Source organism: Streptomyces nanshensis, assembly GCF_001751255.1.
Lineage (GTDB): Bacteria > Actinomycetota > Actinomycetes > Streptomycetales > Streptomycetaceae > Streptomyces > Streptomyces nanshensis_A.
This window is the reverse complement of the sequence record NZ_LJGW01000314.1, coordinates 1-19,320: the sequence shown is the minus strand read 5'-3', so window position 1 is coordinate 19,320 and position 19,320 is coordinate 1. Positions and strand designations below refer to the sequence as shown.

The following is a 19,320-nucleotide window of genomic DNA, read 5'->3' as shown; positions in this document are numbered from 1 at the left end:
GGGCGGCAGCCGGTTCGGCTGCCGCCCCCAGCGGGGTGTGGCGGTGGGTCAGGAGGGCTGGAGCTGCGGTTCGAGGCGCTGCAGCGCCTGATCGAGGTCGTTGGGGCTCATGAGTACGTCCCGGGCCTTGCCGTCTTGGCCGTGGCCGACGATGCCGTGCTCGGCGAGCGCGTCCATGACCTGACCGGCCAGGTCGGGGCTGATGCGGAGCTTGCGGCTCAGCATCGAGGTCGACCCGAACTGGGTGGAGATGACCATCTCTGCTGCCTGGCGGAGCAGGGCGACGTCGGTCTCGTGGGAGGGGCCGGGTTCGGCTGCCGGCTGGTCGGCGAGGCGGTGTACGCCGCGGCTGACCGGGACGGTGAGGCCGTTCTCCTTCAGGGTGGTCATGGTGTTCCCGACCGTGCCGGGCGCGATGTCGGGCAGCGCGGCCCGGATGTCCTTCATGTGTTTGGGGCCGTCCATGAGGACTTCGAGGATGCGCTCCTCGACGGTGGGAGGCGCCGGAGCTTCCGGGGGGTTGAAGTCGGTGGTGAAGGTGCCGTAGTCCTCCTCTTCGTCGAAGTCGTCGTCGCCGCGGTTGGCGCCGCCCTTCGACTTGGTGGTCGTCTTCAGCGCCGCAGCAATGATCTTGTTGAGGATCGCCTTGAGGTACTCGGGGTCGTTGCGGGCGGCGTACGCCTCTCCGGCCACCTCTTGTTCCTCGGGGGTGAGGGTCACCGGCGGTGCGTCGCCGAAGAGTTCGAGCAGGTCGAGGTAGCGGCCGTCGGTCTTCTCGGCGTAGAAGGTCCGCATGAACTCGGCGCGGCCGTCGACGAAGACGTACGCCATGCCCGCGGTGGATTCGCCGTCCTCGTCGTCCTTTCCGTGGAAGAGGGCTTCGATCTGGCCGTCCTCGTAGATGCGGGCGGGGATGTTCGACATCTGGAAGCCGGGCGGTTCGATGCCGTCCAGGCCCATCTCGCGGGTGCTGGAGGACAGGGTCCTCATGAGGACGACCATGCCGGCCTTGCCCTGCTGGCGGATGGCTTCCTCGTCTCCGAGGTCTTTCAGGTGGAGGGACTGCACGGACAGCCGGATGCCGACGCCGACCTTGCGGCCGGTCTTCTGGATGTCGGCGATCAGCCAGGCCGCGAGCTTCCGCATCCGGTCGTCGGGGTGGCTGAGCAGGCGGTTGATTTCGTCGAGGGTGACGTTCAGCAGCCGCCACGGTTTGTTGATCGCGAAGTCGCCGCGGTTGGCGCTCATCCGCTCGCGGTACTTCATGACGGCGTGCGCGGCCAGGAGCTGCCCGAGGCACTCGTACTCGCCCTTGGCGAACCAGTCGACGTTGCCCTCGGCCTCCGGGAGGGACTTGCCGCCCTGGAGGTCGCCGACGAAGGAGACGATGCCGGAGCACTTCTCCGCGGCCAGCAGCAGCAGTTGGAACACCGACTTGCCGGCGCCGGTCGCCCCGGCGGTGATTCCTCGCAGCGCGCCCTGGTCGGGGTCCCACAGGCGGACCTTGGCGGGCTTGCCGTCGTGGCGGATGCCGATGTTGATGCGGCCCTTGGCGTCCATCGTCAGGTCGGCGACGGTCGCCTTGCGGACGTTGAGAAGCGGGTTCTTCTCGTAGATGCTGACGACGCCCTGCCGGACGCCGTCCGTCTCGATCACCAGGCAGGAAGGGTCGTTGACGCCCATCGCCGAGCACAGCTCGGGGTGCGGGAGACGGATGGTCTTGCCCGGCAGCGCCGCGACGAGCAGCACCAGCCGGTTGTCTTCCAGCCGGTGGTCGATCAGTTCGACTCCGGGGGCGGCGCCGCCGCTGCAGGTGACGCGGGAGGCCCACTTGCCCTCCAGCGTCGCTTCCTCCACCGAATCCGGCGCGCCCAGGGTGGGGCGGGCGATGAGCCGTTTGCGGCCGGGGCCGGATCCGGGGATCGGGAGGAGGAGGACGGAGCCGACGGGGAAGTCGAAGATGGCGGCCAGGCTGGTCTCGGAGATCTCCGGCACTGCCTTGCCCTGGCGGGCGACGATCGTCGCTTCGAAGTCGGGCAGGCCGGGCCGGTACCACTGGGGCTGGACGAGTTTCGTGTCCGCCGCGACGCCGGAGGCCGCCCACCTGGCGGCGGGACCGGTCAGCAGTTCCTGCTGGGCGAGGTTCTTCGCGACGACGGCCTGCGGGGGGACGATGGCCGGCGCCCCGGTGTCGGGAGCGACGATCAGGCCCCGGCTGCGGGTCATCGGCGCCCAGGCGCCCATCGTGGTGCCCCAGACCGCGGCGTCGAGCGGTTCCCACCACTCCACGCCCGGGGCCCAGAAGTCGCCGGCGGTGAAGAAGTTCACCGCGTACAGGCCGACGCCGGTCACGAGGGGCAGCGCCCGGCCCCATGTGCGGAGTACGTCGACGGTGCCGGTGACGTCGATCTTGTCTTTCATCCAGGTGCTGGTCTTCTCCCACAGCCACACGGCTCCGCCGACGGCGCTGACAGCGGCGACGGTGTGGGCGGGCCAGGCGGACTCGTACTGCGGGGCGATGGTGAGGCCGAGGGTGACGGCCCCGTAGGTGAGGCGTTCGGCCCGTACGCGCCGAGCGATCACGCGGGCGGATACGGGCGTCGGCGTTGCGCTCGGCGCCTCTCCCGGCGCCTGCTCGGCGGTGCTCACGGTGGTTCTCCTTCGTCACGGCGATGGGGCCGCATCCGGTGTGGATGCGGCCCCATCGGGAGGGTGCGGTACGGGGGGGGTGCGGGTGTTGGGGTTAGGGCGTCATTTCACGCGGTTGAAGCCGGGCTTGGGCTGGCGGGCGCGGCTGACCTTCACGTTCTCGTAGACCCCGCGGTACTCGCGTTCGTGGGCGTCGCTGAAGTTGCGTCCCTTGAATTCCATCGAGTCGGCGGCGTCCCGCAGGTCCCCGGATGCTCTCGCCACCCGCAAGTGGGCAGCGGAAGCCTCCATGATCATCGCGGTGAACTGTTCCTCGACGTCGGCAGCGGCGCAGAACTCGGCGGCGATGCGGGCCTTGGTCGCGTTGCTCTCCATGCGCCGCTGGAGCTTGTGCATGCCGGCGGCGAGCCGTGCGGCTTCCTTGACGATCCAGAAGATCCTCAGCCCCAGGGAGAGGAACCCGACGTCGTCGCCGTCGTGGACGGCGGGTGCGTTGCCTCGGGTGGGGACGAGTTCGGCGCCCCCTCCGCCGGTCGAGACGACCCGCCCGGCAACGGGCTTCTTCTCTGCGGCGTCCTCGGAGCCTTCGGTGGTCTCGGTCTCCTCTGCGCTGTCGGCGTCGGCGGTCTGTTCGGCTTGTGCCTCCTCGGCGGGGACCGGTGAGGCGGGTTCGATCGCGTCGTCGCCGGGGTCGGCGGCGGGAACGGGGATGCTCATGTTTCACCTACTCCCGGTTGTGGGCGTACGAGGACGGCGTCGAGAGGCCCGCGTCCTCGGTGGCCTGCTGAAGCGGCTGGTAGGCGTCGAACATGGCGTTCTCGGCCGCTTCGGATAGCTCCGCGGCGACCAGCGACGTCACCTTCATCTCGTCCGCCTTGCGCGCCACGACCTCCATCGCTTCGGCGAAGTGCTCCATCGCCGCCGATGTCAGCCGGCCGATGATGTTGTTGCGTCGCCGCAGGACGCTCGCGAGATCCTCGAACTCGTAGCGCAGCTTCCGGGCCGCCTTCGCCAGGTACACGCACATGTCGTGCGCCGAGAAGCCGTCCCGGGTCAGCTTCTCCAGAAGCTCCAGCGCCTCGGGCAGAGTGATTTCCGTTTCGTGCTCGGGCGCCATCTCCGGCGAGCCCGCGGCCGCGCTGACAGCGCGGGCGTAAGCGACCGCACGGCCGGGCACTGCTGGCGTCTTGGCCACCCGCGGCTCCTTCCTTTTCGGTTTCGTGCGCAGCGCGCCGGCTCCCACGTACTCGGGGGCGCTGCTGCCGGGACGCTCGGTGTGCGGGGTGGGGGCCGCGTCGAGAGCGGGCTGTCCGCGGCCGACGGCGGCTGGCTCCTTCGGCGTCTTCCGGCGGGACGGCTTGTCCTTCCCGTCCGCGCGGCCGAAGCCCTCGAACCGCCAGGGGTGGGAGGCGGAGCCCGCGGCCGCGAAGGGGCTGTCGTCGTCGAAGGCCCAGGCCCCGGCGAACGGGTCACCCGCCGCGCCGCGGTTGGTGTGCTCCTCCTCGTGCGCGGCGCGGCGCTTCTCCCACCGCTCCCGCGCCCGGGCGGAGGTCTTCTCCCACCGGCTGTGCGTCGAGGACTTGTCCTTGCTGTCCTTCTTATCGCCGGACTTCTTCTCCGAGCTGGTGGACTTCGCGCCGCCGTCCTTGCCCGGCTTGTCGTCCTTGGTGTCGTCGTCCCGGTCGTAGGACCAGAGGAACGGCGGGTCGAGGTTCTTCCTGCGCTGCTTCAGGCGGCGCTTGGCCGCCTTCCGCCGCTGGTCCCTCATCGCCTGCCGCAGCGTCGTACGGCCCTTCCCCTTGCCCTTGTTCTTCCGCCCGGCGTCATCGTCGGTGTTCTTCTGCGGCGTCAGGAGACCCTTCTCACCGGAGGTGCCCCGGGGTGCCTTGTCGCGGCCGTTCTTGTTCTTCTTGCCGCCGTTGTCCGACCCGGAGTTCCCTTTCCCCTTGCCGCGGCCGCCGCCCTTGCCGCGGCCGCCGCTGCGGTCGAGGGTGCTGCCGCGCTGCGATCCCCCGCCCAGCAGCGACCGCTGCGATTTGTCCTTCTTCGGCTTGTCGTTGCGGTGCCGGCCCTTCGACGGAGAACCGCCGCTGGAAGACCGGTGGGGAGACGTACCTCGGCCCTTGCCGCCCGAGCCGCGGCCACCGCCCCTGCCCCTTCCCCCGCCGCGGCCGCGGCCGGAACGGGACCCGGACGACGATCGCCAGCCCAGGGACTTGCTGCCGTACTCGTGCGACGACGGCACCTTCTTCCTGCCGCCCTTGCCCTTGCCGTCTCCCCTGGCGGCCGCCTCGTCGACGGCCCGCCGGTGCTCCCGGTTGGCGCGCCAGGCGGTCACCGCGGAGTGGATGCCGCGGAGAGCGGCGACGGAGATGGCCAGGATCGCGACCGCGGACAGCGCCCCCAGCCGGGGCGCGTGGTGTGATCCGTCGGCCGGCTCGGAGCGGAAGGTGTCGGGGACGTGTCCCGGCTCGGGGGCGACCGGGTACGGCTCGGGGGCCGGCAGACCCGGTTCCGGCATCGCCGTGAGGATGTCCAGCGGCCCGGTCTCATCGACGTCCCAGAGGTCGGGGGGATCGGCGGCGGGGGGCTCGGTGACGGCCGGGAGGGTGAGGGTCGGGGCGTCGGACGAGGACCCGGAGGAGGAGTCGGATGCCTCGGACGGGGGGTTGAATCCGACGCGGCCCAGGAGGCTGTGAACGTTGTTCGGGGTGCCGTCGGCTCCGTTGGAGGCGTCGTCGTCGGCCATGATTCCCTCCCTTTCAGTGTTGACAGACAGTCACCGCCACGGCAGCCTCGCGCGCGCGCGTCGCGCGCGCGCCTTGAGGCCCGCCGGGGACGCCTCGAGCGGCGGTGAGGATGAGGATGATGAGTTACTGCGTGTGACGCTGGTAGAAGTCGTGGAGATGGCTCGCGAGGGGCTTCAGCAGTTCGGGGCGCTGCTTCGTGAGCGTCCGGACGGCGTCCCACCAGAACCACGCGAACTGCTCGGGCCCCTGGGCGCGGGCCTCCTCCTGCTTGGCGTTCAGGTGCCTGGCCCGGTTCGCCCGCGAGCGCTGTTCCTGCTGCTGCGGGCTCAGACGGCGGCGGTTCAACGGCGGCCTCCCTTGGGGAAGTGGTCGTAGACCGTCCCGGTGGGCTGAATGCCACTGCCGGAGGCCATCTGCATGGGCGCCGGTTCGGGATCCAGGTAGGTGACCGGCTGCTCGTTCCCGTCGGTGACCTGCGCGGATACCCCGTTGAACGCGTCGGCGCTCTTGGCGAGGGACTTCTCCACGAAGCCGCCGGACGCATCGCGGCGGCTCTGCTTGCGCTGCGCCTTGTCCAGGGCCTTCTGCTCCCGCCTGCCCTCTACTTCCAGCACGTTCGTACGGAACACAGTGTTCGCGGCTTCCGCGGCGCCGACGGCCTTGCGGGAGAGCCGCGCCAGCTTCGTGTACTGCCGCTTTACCTGCCACGCGCGTACGCGGCGGTGGTACCAGCGGTCACCCGTGAGCGGCGCCTGGTTCAGCAGCCGCTGCTTGAGAACCTCGCCGATCTGCGCGTACTGCGTGTGCGCCAACTGGTGCTTGTCACGGCACTTGGCCGTGAACTCGCGCATCCCTTCTTCCGTCATCAAGTGTTCGATGTTCATGCGTTTCTCCAGGTGGGAGGGGGTGGGGGTTCGGCCTGGCCAGGCGACCGTGGCCACCCTCAGCCGCCGCGGTCCGGGCGGAGACGCGGGGCTGGGGATGACCACGGGCAACAGGAACAGGTGCGGGTCAGTCAGCAGCACGGTTGGCAGCGGGGCCGGCCAGCGCCATCTCGTGCTCGGTCGGCTCGCCGCGGCCGAGGAGGTTCGTGACGTCGAAGGCCTTCTCGAGGTCTATGACGCCTGCGGCGGCCGGGGCGCTGTTCTTCTCGTTCTCCTCCTGCCCGTTGGGGGGCGTACCGGAGGGCATGCCGTCCGAACCGATCGGGGGAAGGCTGCGCGCCTCCTTCATGACGCGCTTGGCGCGCCCTGTACCGATGCGGAAGTGCGACGCGACCTTTCCCTGACCGCCGATGCTGAACTTGCCGTTCGGCAGGAGAGCGCGGCGCAGCGCGGCGATGAGCTCCTCGTCGGAGGGACCCTCGTCGTCGCTGGATTCGGCGTCCGAACCGGTTGCCGTACCGGTGTTGACCTGCTCGGTCCGATTCGGTTCGGCCGGTTCGGTTCGACCGGTTCGGGTTTCCGAACCGGGCCGGTTCGCCGGTTCGGTTCGGCCGGTTCGATGAACCGGTTCGGCCGGTTCGCCGGACCGGTTCGGTTCGCTCTCCGCACCGGTTCGAGGTGCCGGTTCACTGGTTCGGTTCGGTTCGGTCGTACCGGTTCGCTGGACCGGTTCGGCCGTGCCGGTTCGAACCTCTGAGGCTTCGGTTCGGTTCGGCGGGCCGGTCCGGTCGGTCTGCCCGGTTCGGGGCTCGGTCAGAAGCATCGACCGGGCGGCCTTCTGGGCCTGCTGCGGGGTGGTGTACTCCCCGTTGGCGATGGTGATGGTGCGCACCCGCCGCTGGAAGGCTTCGATGACGTATTCGATGTCGTCGCGCTTCACCCGGGCCTGGGTGACCTGCGCGCGGCGGTTCGCGCGCTCCAGGCGGCCGGCGAAGAGCCACGCCGTCCACTTGCCGTGGTCGTCGTACGTCTTCTTGATCATCCGGAGTCGGTACATCCGGTATCCGGCGCGTTCGATCCGTACCAGGCGGGTTGCCTGGGCCGTCGAGATGCTCTCGTCGGCGGCCAAGGCCATACGGACCCGAACCCACTCGACGGGGTGGAGCATCCTGACGGCGTCGAGCTTGCGCTCGATCCACTCGCCGGCGGAGCGCTTCTGGTCCTCCCGCTTCGTGCGGCGTTCCTCCAGGGAGCCGAGCTCGAAGAGGATGCCTGCGATCAACGGCCAGGGTACGCGGGAGAGTTGCTGCCAGACGGTGTCGCCCTCGCTGCCGGAGAAGACAGCGGAGACGCCGATCAGGGCCCACATCAGCGCGCCGGAGAGTCCCGGTCCGTCACCGCGGCGGGCCCGACGGCGCGCACGCTTGCCGCAGACGAAGGCGGCGATGTCGAGCGCGAAGAACGGCAGCCAGTCCGCGGGGGACTGAAGTTGCATCATGTCCCGGCCGAACTTCCGCAGGCCGGTCGAGCTGAGGTAGGCGGCTGCGGATGCGACGGCGAGGGTGAGGATGTCCTCGGCCCGCTTGCCGACGCGGTCGGCGTGCTCGTCGTATGCGGCGCGCGCGGCGAGGAGGGCACGGCGCTTGTTGGCGCGGCGCAGGGCTCGGACGATCAGCAGGGAGCCTATGATCAGCACCAGCGTCCCGAGGACGAGATACCAGTTGTCCTTAGTCCACGCGCCCGGGTCCTTCCAGTGCATGGTGAGGTGTTCCTTTCATCGGGGCCGCTCGCGGGCGCGGGCGTTGAGCCCGGGGGCCGTCGGGTGAGAGAGGTCGCAAAGCGGGGCCGGCCTACGCCGCGGCGTAGGCCGGTTCCTGGATGCGTAGGCAGATGAATCGGTCGGTGACGGCGCGGTGTTGGTCCGTCGTGGTGGTGCCGTGCACGGAGCGGTAGCGGCCGCCGTGGTCGACGAGGACGTACACGCGACTCTCGTCGGGCCAGGGGCCGTGGACGTCGGTCTCGACGAGCTCGTGCTCGCGCTCCCCGTGGGCTGGGGCTTCGCGCCACAGTCCGGCGCGGACGGACGCGGCGCGCTCGGCGGCGCGTTTCGCGTCGACGACGGTGCGGAAGACGCCGGCGGGTTTGCCGCGGCGGAGCCGCACGTGGACCCGGCGGCCCGTGCCGGCGGTGTCCTGGGCGGGCGCGTCGGCAGCGTCCGGTGGGCGGTGCTCGGTGGAGATCGTCATCTCTGCTCCCGNCTGCTCCCGGCGGGGAATGGGCAGGTGATCGTTGCGCCAGGGGACTTCGGGCCGCGAGTGACGGTCGCGGCCCGAAGCCCGATGCGAGGTGTCCGGAGTCAGCCGGTCAGGCGGCGGCGCTGGTCTACTGCCTTCTCGGTGTTCTTCCGGGACTCCTCGGCCCGGCGTTCTAAGTCCTTCGTTGAGGGCTGCTTGGTTCCCATTGCGACTCCCGTGGAGTAGTTGGTGGAGGTCGTGGACTCGGTATCTGCCGGTGTCGAGCACCACTTCGGTGGTGATGCGCGCTGCGTAGAGCAGGGCGCGGGTGCCGGCGGTGAGTCCGTGCTGAGCGAGGGCCCGCTCCGCGTCGTGCTGTGCGAGGCGGGCCAGGCGTATGAGGTCGTCGGGCAAGGAGGTTGGCCTGCCGTCGGGGTGACACGGGCGGGGCCGCCGAGCCGGTGGGGCGGCCCCGCCCGTGTGGTGACGTGTCGTTCGGGGTGCTGTGCGAGGCGGTTACAGGTCCCAGTCGGTTCCTGTCTCCGCGTCGCGGTTCAGCTCGTGGTCCTCGTCGTCGCTCATGGCGGGCGCCATCCGCACCAGTGGCAGGTTCGGGAGGAGCGGGTGGCCGGTGCGGATGACGGTCCGGGCCGGGGCCGGTCGGTTGTGCGCGCCCGTGGCCCGGCGAAGGCCCTCGTCGCTCTGGCCGCCGTCCCGTCCGGGCTCTTCCTCGCCGGGGCTGGCGAGGTTCACGAAGCCGTCCTTCTTGGGCGGGTATTTCTTGAAGGGCTTGCGCTTCGGCAGCCCGGCGGGCGTCTTCTCGTCGTCCTCGCCGGTGATGTGCGGGCGGGTGGGAGTCGGCTCACTGCCGCGGCGGTGATCGGGCTCCTGGTCGTCCGGCCCGAACAGCCGTAACGACGCGGGACGTTGTGCCAGCATGGCTGCAGTCACAGAATCCTCCTCTGTGCAGAGATCGGCGGCCAGGGGGCCCAATCCCCTGGCCGCCGCGGTGTGTTGGTGGAGCGTGGTGTGCAGCTCGGTGTGCTGTACGGCTCCCGTCCACCGCCCGCCCCGTACGTACGGGCCGGGCGGCAGAAGGCAGCCGAGCAGAAACGCGAGCGGCGGCCCGAGCAGGTCGGGCCGCCGTGGCAGTTGCGTGTACGGGAGGGGCGAGCGGGTCGGCCCCCTCATCGGGTGGGGTGAGTCGGCGGGGTCAGGCGTAGGCGGCTGCGGGGCGTACGCCGGCGCGGAGTTCGCGGATGATCGAGCAGGGGCCGTGGATCGCGCAGTACGCGTCGTCGGTGTCGGGCAGGGGCGCGTGCTCGTACCTGCGCTTCTTCGCCATTTCGTTGACGATGCGCAGCATCTCGCCGTTGTTCGGCCGGCAGGCCGACTGGCCGTCGCGGTTCACGCCGTGCTTCTTGGCGCTTTCCATGTGCTGGCGGGCCTGTCGGGCCGCCCAACGGCGGGTGTCGGGGCCATCGTTCTCGTGGACGTGGCCGGAGTCGGTGAACGTGTCGAGGTGGCAAGCCGTGCAGTGGTAGGTCACCAGCTTGTGGGTGGGACGGTCGGCCAGCCATCCGCCTTCGAATTCGTAGACGATCACTTCGGCGCCAGGGGTCACCGGGTGATCGAAACGGGTCAGGATGCCGATGCCGTCATCGACAGCACCGTTGGCCTTGCGGTTCCAGTAGGTGGTCGGGATGAAGCCATCCCAGGCCACGCCCTGGGGCCATCCGCCGATCATGACGCCCTGCGTGTGGTCGAAGGTGGTGGCGGCGCCGGCGGCGTTGTCAGCCTGGTACTGGCGGACCTGCTCGATCGGGCCGAAGTAGGCCAGGCTGTGTTCCTCGGCTTCGAGGAGGATCAGGCCGTAGCCTTCGGGCCGCGTGTGCAGGTTGGTGTCGCTGAAGTTGAGGAATTCGACCATCGCATCGAACTTCGGTAAGTCGGGCGTGACGTAGTCGATGTGAGACAGCCTGTACCGTTCGGCGCTGATCACGTGGCAGGGGTTGGTCGGGCTCGTGTAGTGCCTGTTCATGGGCGTTGTCCGTTCTCTCGATCAGGACTGGTGGAACAGCACCGCGGCGCCCCGGGTGATGCCCGGTGCGCCGCGGTGCTGGAAGGTCGTAGGTCGCGGGCGAGTCGCATGGTCACGGCACGTACGAGCCAGCGGGGAGCGTGGCGACAACGGCTCCCGGGAACTCCCGACGGAGCTCGCGGGCGAAGTGAGGCGCCTCCAGTACCGTCAGGGGCTCCCCCGCGGTGGCGACCTCGCAGACTGGCGCTCCCCGTTCGTATGCGATGACGACGTAGCCGGGCTTCGGGTCCATGCTGTGCCCTCCGGTGCGTCAGGTCTCCGACCGAGCGGAGGCCGTGCCTTGGTGCGGTCAGTAGCCGGGTGTGGCGTGGGCGCCCTGCGGTGTCTCGCCGTCGGCTTCGGCCCACTCCGTGGCCTCCTTCTCAGCCTCGGCGGCAGTTTCGGTGTGGCAGAAGTAGTTGCGGTAGCCGTCGTTGGTGTCGACTCGGACGTGATAAGCCACGGTGCTCCTCTCGGGAGTCGAAAGTACGGCGGGTGCTCATCGGAAGGAGCGCCGGATGTTCCAGCGCACCGGCTGGGCGTCCAGCTCTTGCCCGATGACCACTTCGTCATCGCGTACGGCGGGCATGGGAGGTGAGTGCCTCGCGGCGTTCATGAGTGCCGTGAGGTCGGTCTTACCGTGTCCCACGCGTCCTACCACGAGCGGCATTTCGTCGAGGGTGAGCAGCGGCCGGGGCGCGGTGAAGTCGCGAACTGCGATTCGGATGCGGTCCTTGGACGGAAGGTACTCGCGGGCAAGCTTGATGCGGTGCGTGGCCAGGAGATCGAGCGCGGCCAGGAGTCGCGTCCGAGGCGTCATCGGGGTCGGGTTCTGCTGGGGCATCGGGGTCTCCAATCGGACAGAAGCGGCGCCCTGATGGTGCCCAGGGTGCCGCAGTCCGAGGTTTCGGGTTGGTCAGGCGGGTGCGATGCCGATGACGTCTATGACGGGCAGCGTGTCGGTGAGGCGCCGTACGACGCCGCGGACCTGTACGCGGGCTCCGGGGGTGAGGAGGAAGTCGGGAGTCTGACGGAGCCGGACGCTGTCGAGCGTGGCGACGGCGGTGGCGCCGTTGTCGGCGGTCAGGCCGAGGGTCATCCGCCGTGAGTTGCCGGTGCCGCGCGGGGTGGCGGTGGTGATGGTGGCGGTGGCGAAGCCCCAGGTGTCGTCCGTGACGTTCCCGAGGGACGTCGTGGTACGGCGGGTAGTGAAGGGGAACCCGCTGGCGGTTGCGGTCGTCATGGGAGTCTCCAATCGCTAAGCGGAGAAGGGGCAGTTGGTCGTACGGACGTGGAGCGGTTCGAGGGGCACCTTCGGCCCCTTCTCGGTGCTGGCAGCTCCTGCGGGAATCCGCTCGGCGTCGGCCCGCTGCACGGCCGGCAGTAGGTCGCTCCACCGCTGCTCGCGGCGGCGCGCCGGCCTCGTTGTGCGGGCGAACCGCTCGCGCTCGGCGCGGAGTTGTTCGCGGTGTCGGCAGACCGGGCAGCGCTCGCGGTGGGTCGAGTCCTGGCCGGTGTCGCCAGGGACGTTTCGCGACTGCGCGATCCGGACGACCGGCGCGCCGGTGGGCGGGATGGGCTTGTAGAACTGGCGTGCTGTGCGGCGGCTCTGGGGCTGCACCTTGTCGCGGTCGAAGCGCTCCATCGCCTTCAGCCACTGCGTCAGGGTGAGGTCGATGTGCACGAGGCGGTTACTGCCGAGGTGGCAAGGGCCTGCGCCGTCGTCACCGGCGGGCAGCGTGTCGTGCGGGACGAGCTTGTGCTTGCCCTGGTGGGTGGTGAGGGGGCACCAGGTTCCGCAGTCGGGGCATACGAGGCAGCGCGCGCCGGGTCGCAGATCGACATGGTGCGGTTGCGTGGACACGATCGTCGAGACGGCGAGCGGAGGCCGCATGCTGCGGCGCTTGGTACGTGTCTTCTTCGGTCGCTTCCGGGCGGTGGTGGTCATCGTGCTCTCCCTGCGTGCGTGCTCGGTCGGTACGCGTGCTGCGTGGTGCGTTCTCCATCTGTCAGGGGCCGGGTGTGCCGGCGTCCTGACGGCTGGACAGCGCATCGCGCGGCGACGCGACGTGCTACAGCTCGCTGACCTGGGGATTTAGATGGTGCTATCGACTCCGGTAAGGAGTCTCGGGCGTGGAAGCGGAAGCTTCCGTCCCGAACCCGGGCCGCCGCCGGAGCGGCTTGCGAACTGCGTGCTGGGTGCCGTTTCCGGCGCCCACTACCGGCACCCGCCCATGTGGGGCGGTTCCGGCAGAAGGCGTCGGAGCGTCAGCCCGCCATGAGCGCGAACTGCGGCTCGGGCTGCTGCTTGGTGAAGTCGTCAAGGTCGACCAGGACTTCGGCGGGGATCAGGACGATCCGCTTGTCGACCGTGGTGTGGACATCGTGGAAGGTGCAGTTCACCGGCCTGGAGCCGTAGAGGGCTTCGACGGTGCTGCGGTGGTGCTCGGCGATTTCCTCGCGGGCCGTTTCCACGAGCCAGATGGGGAGTTCGGAGCGCGAGTCGACGCAGGTGTTGTCGAGGTCGGCGGACTCAAGCGCTCGCATCCATACGTTCTGGGTGATGTCCTCCCCGCGGTGCCACTGGTCCGGCGGAAGGTGATTGTTCACGAGACGGTGCAGCCGGGGCTGGTAGCGGTCGTACGCCTCCACCAGCAGCGACATCTGATCGAGTTCGGTGGTCTGCATGTGCGTCTCCGTTCACGAAAGCCAGGGACTGCCGTATTGGCTTACCCAACATAACTGCTACAGTAGCAGCCATGTCAAGTCAGTTGGGTAAGCCGTCTAGGATGAAGAGGTGGGCGTACGATGACGCTCATGTCGAGTGATGAGTCCGAACCGCAGCCGACCCAGCGCGCAGACGAGCCCGTGCCACTGCCGCCGGCCCAGCGCGTTGTCGACTGGGTCGAGGAGCAAGTTCGCTTGGGACTCCTTTCCCCTCACGAAAAACTTCCGTCCACGCGTCAGCTCGCAGTGGAAATCGGCGTTGCCCCCAACACGGTCTCGCGGGCTCTCGGTGCCCTGCGCACCCGAGGTGTCATCTACTCGCACCAGGGGAGCGGAAGCTTCATCAGCGAGGGGGCCGCCGACGCTGTTGCCGATCGACTGGCTCAGGCCTTGAGGCGGCTGGACGAGGTGGAGCGGAACCTCGCGGACATGAGTTCGCGACTTGACCGCCTGGAGAGTAAGGGTGAGGGGGTCTCCGGATGAAGCTGGCACCCGCCCAGGCCACCCTGCGTACCTTCGCCGTCGCATGCTGTTCGACATGCCAATCAGCATGCGGAGTGGAGCAGTTGAGCGTGATGTCCGCCCGCAGCAATAGTGCTGACGTAGTGCAGCAATACGCAGGCTCATCGCTGCGCGACACCGATTGAGGTGGGTGTAATGATCACTGTGGAGCGATGGACTGGAGCCGAGGCGACGCTGCTGCTGTCGGTGAAGCGGGAGTCCCAACGCGGCTTCGCGGATAATCTCGGTCTCAGTTCCCGAACCGTTGCCCATTGGCGACAGAACCCCACCGCGGTTTGCCGCCCGGCGACAGCGCAAATCCTCGACTGCGCGCTGGCTCAGTGCAGCGACGAAGAGAAGAGCGCGTTCCGAGTCCGACTAGCGGCATTGCACGGCGAACCGCTGCCGCCAGCCGAAAGCGCAGAGTCGAAGACGGCTCCGTGCACGGTCGTTTCGCACAAGTTCTTGCCGGCCTACGTCGGCGAGTCGCTAGCTCCTATCTACGAGGTCGCTTCTCCTCGAGGCGAGGGACCGGGTGGGCTCGAACAGCGAGTGCTCCCCACTGAGCGATCCGGAGCGCAGGCAGCCACCACGCACCTCTACGGTTGCGGCGTCGTCGTTTTCCACCTTCAGGAGCAGCGGCACGTGGAGTCGCTCACGGACCTCGCGGTGTGGCGCTACCACTCGTACCCGAGGGACCGATCCTGGGCTGGGCAGCAACTAGCACAGATGTTGGGGCTCCACGCCGACGTCCAGAGTGACGAACTGGCTCCTGAATACGTGCTTTCCGCTTACGAGTTGCGGGAGAACTCGTGGAAAGGCGGAGGTCTGGAGACAGCTCTTCATCTGTTGACCACGCCATCGGTGCTGGTGAACCGACAGGACCCACAGAACGTGAGCCCACTCGCCCCAGGTGTCGAGGATGCCAAGTTCCAAGCGGGCTGGTGGCATCCCGAAGCTGTCAGTTTCGGAGGCGGCGTGTCTCAGGGCGTCGCGGGCTGGTCCGGTGTCGCCTACCACCCGCAACCGGACGAGCGTGCTCTGACGATGAGCGACATCGTCAACCTGGAGTTGGACGCACAAGCCCTGTGGGCGCTCACTTCGCACATCCTGCACGTGGTCGAAGATGGACGAGATCCCGTGATGCCCAAGGTCTACGGCTGGCGTTACCTCCGCAGCGCGTACGTGCGGCTGACGACTGCGCGACCAACCGAGTCAGCACAGCACCGCGCGATGCGCGAGGCGATCCTGTCGACCAGCGAACTCCCCAAGCTGCTGAGGTCCGCTCAAGAGGCCCTCCGCGACAGTAATCCGTAATAGCAATGGAAGGTGGCTTGGTGAACCCTCGCTCGGCGGCGCTACTCGTCATCGACGTGCAGCACGGTTTCGTTAATCGACACAGTCAGGGCGTAGTGCCAGCAATCGTAGATCTGGTCAAGAGGTGGCAGAGCATCGGGGCACCTGCTGTCTTCACACAATTCCGGAATGAACCGGGCTCCCCTTACGAAACCATCACTGGTTGGACGAAGCTGCGCACAGAAGCCGAGCAAGCGTTCGTAGGCGAGTTGTCTCCTTGTGTTGACGTAGCGGACGCGGTCATCGACAAGCAGCAGTCATCTGCGTTCACGCAGGAAGGTACTCAACTGATCCGGAGCCGGGGTTGGACCGACCTCGTGCTCTGTGGGATCGACACGGATGCCTGTGTGTACGACACCGCCATCGACGCGTACCAGTCGGGTGTACGGCCCTGGATCGTGACGGACGCCTGCGCGTCGACGGGAGGACCCACGTACCACGATGCGGCTCTACTGCTCGCTACTCGGAACATCGGCGCCGATCAGCTACTGACCAGCAAGCAGGTGCTCGATCAAATCGGCGTTCCGCAGGGAGGGCGACCATGACGAACCCGGAGAGCGATACGGACGTACTCATCGTGGGTGCCGGGCCGGGGGGAACTGCCGCCGCGTTGATGGCCGCGAGCCTTCAGCTCCGGACCGTACTGGTAGAAGCCGCGCACATCGGCGGCAAGTTGTGCACTATCGACGCAGTCGAAAACGTTGCCGGAAACTGGTCGAGCGGCACCCAGCTCGCAGCCGCTCTCGTTGCGGATCTTGAGTGGCTGCGAGGGCAACGTCGTTGCAGCTTGATCCAGGCACGAGCGGTGGCAGTCTCGGGATTCGATGACCGCGTCGAGGTCACACTTACTGACGGTACGGTGCTCACGGCTGGAGCGGCAGTGGTCGCTACCGGAGTGGGATCTCTCAGCGTTGTCGATACGGAATGGGCAACCGCGCCTGACGACTTCGATCCGCCATTTCTGTGGACGACCTCTCCGGAAGACCTCCGTGGTCGCACCTACGTTCTGGGAGCGGATCGTCCCCTTGGGACCTGGCTCCGCTCCCATGCGGCGAAACAATTCCACCTACATGTAATCGTACCTCCGGGGGATGCCTACAAGGCGGCCGAAGTCGCGGACGATGACCGCCTCCACATCCTCCCCGTCGAGCAGGTCGACATCACCCGAAGCGCTCACGGAGACCCCTGGCGCATTGAAGTCACGGGCAAAGACCACCAACGCGTGACCTATGCGACGCGCAACGTGCTGAACAACCTGGGGAGTAAGCCGGAAGCCCTCAACGGACTCCAGATAGACAGAGCCGGCTACTGCCCTACTGAGCGTCAGCACAAGCGCATCCGCGTCGCTGGCGATCTTCGGTCGGCTCGCTTCCAGCGCATCGCTACAGCCCAAGGCTCCGGAGCCGAGGCAGTGCTCTCACTGTTCTACGACAATCTCGAACACATCGGACAGCGAGAATGAGGGCTTACGCCGCGATTGCTGCGCCACTTCCGCGCCATTGCTCCGATGTTGCCTACCCGTAGGGGCCTTTCTGGATCTTCCATTCAGGGATCACCGAATTCAGGTCCGAGGGTAGAGGAGGGACGGAAGTGAACGACCCCACTTTGGTTGAAGATCGTTCCGGGCCTCTTCCCGCGAGCTCGTCCACATCTCACACCACGTCAGTTGTGCCTGGTAGAGCGGCGACACGTCGGGGTGAGGGTGGTCCCCATCGTTCCCTGTTGGGGAGTAGGGTTACTGCACCATTGATCGAAAAAGATGGTGGCCCCCAGTCCCTCGACCTTGAGCAAGTCGAGCTGGAGGCCACTGGCCAGAGGACCTGTGGGGGTCCGACGGCCCGCCGACCACCCCAACGAGACCTTCTGGTGATCGACATGACACAGGGTACCCGTACCCTCCGACAGACACACAGCACCCCGCCGTGGAAGTCGACGCGCCTGCGTCGCTCCGGCGGGGTGCGCTTGTGCTTGCTGCCCGGTTCGGGGCAGGCCCCTACCCCGGTTGAGGAGGAGGTGGGGATGACGTAAGTCGTCGGGGCGGCGCTTCGTTCAGCGCCGCCCGGGCCCCAGAGTCCCGGTGGTTCCCACGCCACCAGGCCCTTGAGGCCCCTCCGGTTCTCCGTGAGGTCTGCACTGTCCTCACGGAGGGGACTGGCCGCCCGGTTGCCGCCGGCACGGCCCGTTCTGATCTTCAGGTTCTCCCCAGAACCCAAGCCACACACGAAGTGGGGCTCTCACTCCGAAGGGAGCTGTTTTTTACTATGCCCTATGGGGCTGACATCTGTCAGCTCCGGCATGCCCGTATGGCGGCATCCGGAGCTGGTTTCGTGGCGCACGTCACAGCGCGTGCGTTCGACCGTCACGGGGCCGTGCCGTGCCTGCCCGCTGCCGCGGGCGCCGGCAGCGGGGGGTTCCGGTGACGGCACCATCAACTTCTCCCCCGCTGCGCCGCGTTCAGCGTCGTCGACGGCGCCTGCGCGCGGTGCCAGGGCCGGCCGGGCCGGTCGTGCCGCTGGAGTTGGGCAATCCGCTTCAATTGACGCGGACGATGCGCCGACGGCTGCTGGCTGCTGTACGGGCGCTGCTGGCCGATCCGTCGCTGACCGGATTGCCGGATGCGGCGCGGCTGGCGGCGGTGGTGCTGCTGGCGAAGTCCCGCTCGCCGAAGGGCTGGTGGGACGACGACGTCGCCTCAACGTGGGGCGCCGAGCTGGGCCGCTGGCTGGGCGTGACCGACTCGACGGTGCACCACTCCGTGCTGCCCGCGCTGCGGCGGCGGGATGCGCTGCACACGCGGGTCGTGACGGACGAGCGGGGTTATCCGACCGGGCTGGACTGCCTGGTGATGCCGCTGTGGCGTGCCCGTCGTACGGGCGGGCGGGGGCATCCGCTGTCGCTGACGCGGCAGGAGCTGGCAGTGCTGCTGCGCCTGTGCGAGGTGTTGTTCGGGCCGGGTTGGGCTCCGAAGGACAAGGAGCCGACGCCGCCGGGGCTGCTGGCTTCCCGTACGGGGAAGGGCGCGGCCACGGACCGGCTCGGTCTTCTGCTGCTGGTGCTCTCGGCGAGCCCGAAGGGGTGGCTGCGGCTGTGCCCGGGCACGGTGGACCGCGAGCGGGGGCGGCCGGCGGCGACGGTAGCGCGGCTGTTGGGCCGCTCGCCGTCGGGCGGGGCGAAGGTCCTCGCCCGGCTCGAGGAACAGGGTGTCGCGGAGGTCGTACGGCGCGAGCGCGAGAACGCGCAGGGCATGAAGCGGAAGTCCCGGGTGCGGCTTCTCCCTGTCGTCGACGCGCACCGTGAGCAGCAGCAGGCTGTCCGGGAGGCGCGTACGGGCGCCAGCCCCGTGTTTTCGCACCTTCCCGCATCTGCAGCCGGAGATCTTGCTCCGGGCGAGACGCAGAAAGCCGAGGTCACAGGCGCAGCAGAGGTCGAAGAGCCCGAGATTCCGGACCTCCCTGATACTGCAGAGCTCCACGCGGACCACGCTCCTGTGGCTGAGGACTCCGTTTGTGGTGCAGGTAGTGGTGGGTTTTCCGGCTCTGCCGTCTTGGAGTGCGGTGGTCGGCGGGGAGGCGCGCGTACGCGCGAGGACTCCCCCACCGTCACGGAACAGCCCACCAGTGACGGGGCTGCAGCCGCCGCGGCACCAGGGCCGGGCCCGCTTCGCGGGGAGAAGCCAAACCCCCTTCATCTCGTCAACTCTGCTGGTCAGGAAGGAAGTTCAGGCGTCCCTGGGGCGAGCGGAAACGATGGCGGGCTGGCGGGGAGGGTGCCGGCGCCGCCGGATGATCTTCAGGTGGTGTTGGGTCCGGTCCAGGAGCTGTGGGCCCGGCTGACCCGGCCCGGCGCGCGCGCTCATCTGGTCCGCAAGATCCGGGGGCATCTGCAGGTCGCGGCGGGCGTTGCCGGCCCAGACGCCGCGGAGTCGGTGGTGGCCGCACGGCTGGAGCGGCGGCTGTGCGCGCAGGGCGGACCGCACCGGGTGGAGGATCCGGTGGGATGGCTCCTGGCCCGCGGTCTCCCGCAGCGTGCCGAGTGCTTCGAGCGCCGCTGCGACGAGGGCGTGCGGCTGGACACCGGCGGCCCGTGCGAGACCTGCGAGGTCCTGGCCGGGGACCGCCGCGCCGACCGGGAGGCGGCCG

Annotated in this window: 18 protein-coding genes and 1 pseudogene; 5 read left to right on the top strand and 14 right to left on the bottom strand. The window is 68.6% G+C overall.

The window, feature by feature from the left end; genetic code table 11:
- Positions 1–48: 48 nt before the first annotated feature.
- From AN218_RS18615 to AN218_RS18550, 14 genes are all read right to left on the bottom strand, one after another.
- A complete protein-coding gene (locus AN218_RS18615) occupies positions 49–2,649 on the bottom strand; it encodes a DNA translocase FtsK (RefSeq protein ID WP_070018021.1) in 2,601 nt (866 codons plus the stop codon).
- 102 nt (positions 2,650–2,751) lie between these two features.
- Positions 2,752–3,366, bottom strand: coding sequence for a hypothetical protein (locus tag AN218_RS35550; RefSeq protein WP_107421501.1), 615 nt, complete (start codon positions 3,364–3,366; stop codon positions 2,752–2,754).
- A gap of 7 nt (positions 3,367–3,373) precedes the next feature.
- Positions 3,374–5,398 carry a hypothetical protein gene (locus AN218_RS18605; protein ID WP_070018020.1) on the bottom strand — a complete coding sequence of 675 codons (2,025 nt, stop codon included), beginning with the start codon at positions 5,396–5,398 and terminating at the stop codon, positions 3,374–3,376.
- A gap of 124 nt (positions 5,399–5,522) precedes the next feature.
- The gene (locus AN218_RS18600) at positions 5,523–5,744 is read right to left on the bottom strand and encodes a hypothetical protein (protein WP_070018019.1); all 222 of its coding nucleotides are present in this window, start codon (positions 5,742–5,744) and stop codon (positions 5,523–5,525) included.
- Positions 5,741–6,283 (bottom strand): hypothetical protein, encoded by a 543-nt coding sequence (locus AN218_RS18595; protein ID WP_070018018.1) that lies wholly within the window; start codon positions 6,281–6,283, stop codon positions 5,741–5,743. The genes AN218_RS18600 and AN218_RS18595 overlap by 4 nt, the downstream gene beginning before the upstream one ends.
- A 127-nt stretch (positions 6,284–6,410) precedes the next feature.
- On the bottom strand, positions 6,411–8,042 hold the full coding sequence (locus AN218_RS18590) for a DUF2637 domain-containing protein (protein ID WP_070018017.1): 1,632 nt from the start codon (positions 8,040–8,042) through the stop codon (positions 6,411–6,413).
- A gap of 91 nt (positions 8,043–8,133) precedes the next feature.
- A complete protein-coding gene (locus tag AN218_RS18585) occupies positions 8,134–8,529 on the bottom strand; it encodes a hypothetical protein (protein ID WP_070018016.1) in 396 nt (131 codons plus the stop codon).
- 504 nt (positions 8,530–9,033) lie between these two features.
- Positions 9,034–9,468, bottom strand: a complete 435-nt coding sequence (locus AN218_RS18580) for a hypothetical protein (RefSeq protein WP_141747617.1) — start codon at positions 9,466–9,468, stop codon at positions 9,034–9,036.
- Positions 9,469–9,730: 262 nt separating this feature from the next.
- Positions 9,731–10,558 (bottom strand): hypothetical protein, encoded by an 828-nt coding sequence (locus tag AN218_RS18575; protein WP_070018014.1) that lies wholly within the window; start codon positions 10,556–10,558, stop codon positions 9,731–9,733.
- Between the two features lie 349 nt (positions 10,559–10,907).
- Entirely contained in the window at positions 10,908–11,060 is a 153-nt protein-coding gene (locus tag AN218_RS36795; RefSeq protein WP_171908714.1) for a hypothetical protein, read from the bottom strand.
- 36 nt (positions 11,061–11,096) lie between these two features.
- Positions 11,097–11,441 (bottom strand): hypothetical protein, encoded by a 345-nt coding sequence (locus tag AN218_RS18565; protein ID WP_070018012.1) that lies wholly within the window; start codon positions 11,439–11,441, stop codon positions 11,097–11,099.
- Positions 11,442–11,513: 72 nt separating this feature from the next.
- Entirely contained in the window at positions 11,514–11,840 is a 327-nt protein-coding gene (locus tag AN218_RS18560; protein ID WP_070018011.1) for a hypothetical protein, read from the bottom strand.
- 15 nt (positions 11,841–11,855) lie between these two features.
- A complete protein-coding gene (locus AN218_RS18555) occupies positions 11,856–12,545 on the bottom strand; it encodes a hypothetical protein (RefSeq protein ID WP_070018010.1) in 690 nt (229 codons plus the stop codon).
- A 320-nt stretch (positions 12,546–12,865) separates the two neighbouring features.
- The gene (locus AN218_RS18550; protein ID WP_070018009.1) at positions 12,866–13,285 is read right to left on the bottom strand and encodes an RNA polymerase sigma factor; all 420 of its coding nucleotides are present in this window, start codon (positions 13,283–13,285) and stop codon (positions 12,866–12,868) included.
- A gap of 120 nt (positions 13,286–13,405) precedes the next feature.
- Between AN218_RS18550 and AN218_RS18545 the strand changes: the two genes are divergently transcribed.
- The 5 genes and pseudogenes from AN218_RS18545 to AN218_RS18530 all read left to right on the top strand — a co-directional run.
- Positions 13,406–13,807 (top strand): GntR family transcriptional regulator, encoded by a 402-nt coding sequence (locus tag AN218_RS18545; RefSeq protein ID WP_070018008.1) that lies wholly within the window; start codon positions 13,406–13,408, stop codon positions 13,805–13,807.
- A 174-nt stretch (positions 13,808–13,981) separates the two neighbouring features.
- Entirely contained in the window at positions 13,982–15,142 is a 1,161-nt protein-coding gene (locus AN218_RS18540) for a transcriptional regulator (RefSeq protein WP_070018007.1), read from the top strand.
- Between the two features lie 20 nt (positions 15,143–15,162).
- A complete protein-coding gene (locus AN218_RS34615) occupies positions 15,163–15,726 on the top strand; it encodes a cysteine hydrolase family protein (RefSeq protein ID WP_244900522.1) in 564 nt (187 codons plus the stop codon).
- Entirely contained in the window at positions 15,723–16,643 is a 921-nt protein-coding gene (locus AN218_RS34610; RefSeq protein WP_079132321.1) for an FAD-dependent oxidoreductase, read from the top strand. The genes AN218_RS34615 and AN218_RS34610 overlap by 4 nt, the downstream gene beginning before the upstream one ends.
- Positions 16,644–17,663: 1,020 nt before the next feature.
- Positions 17,664–19,320 (top strand): annotated as a pseudogene (locus tag AN218_RS18530) (hypothetical protein); the annotation flags it as partial.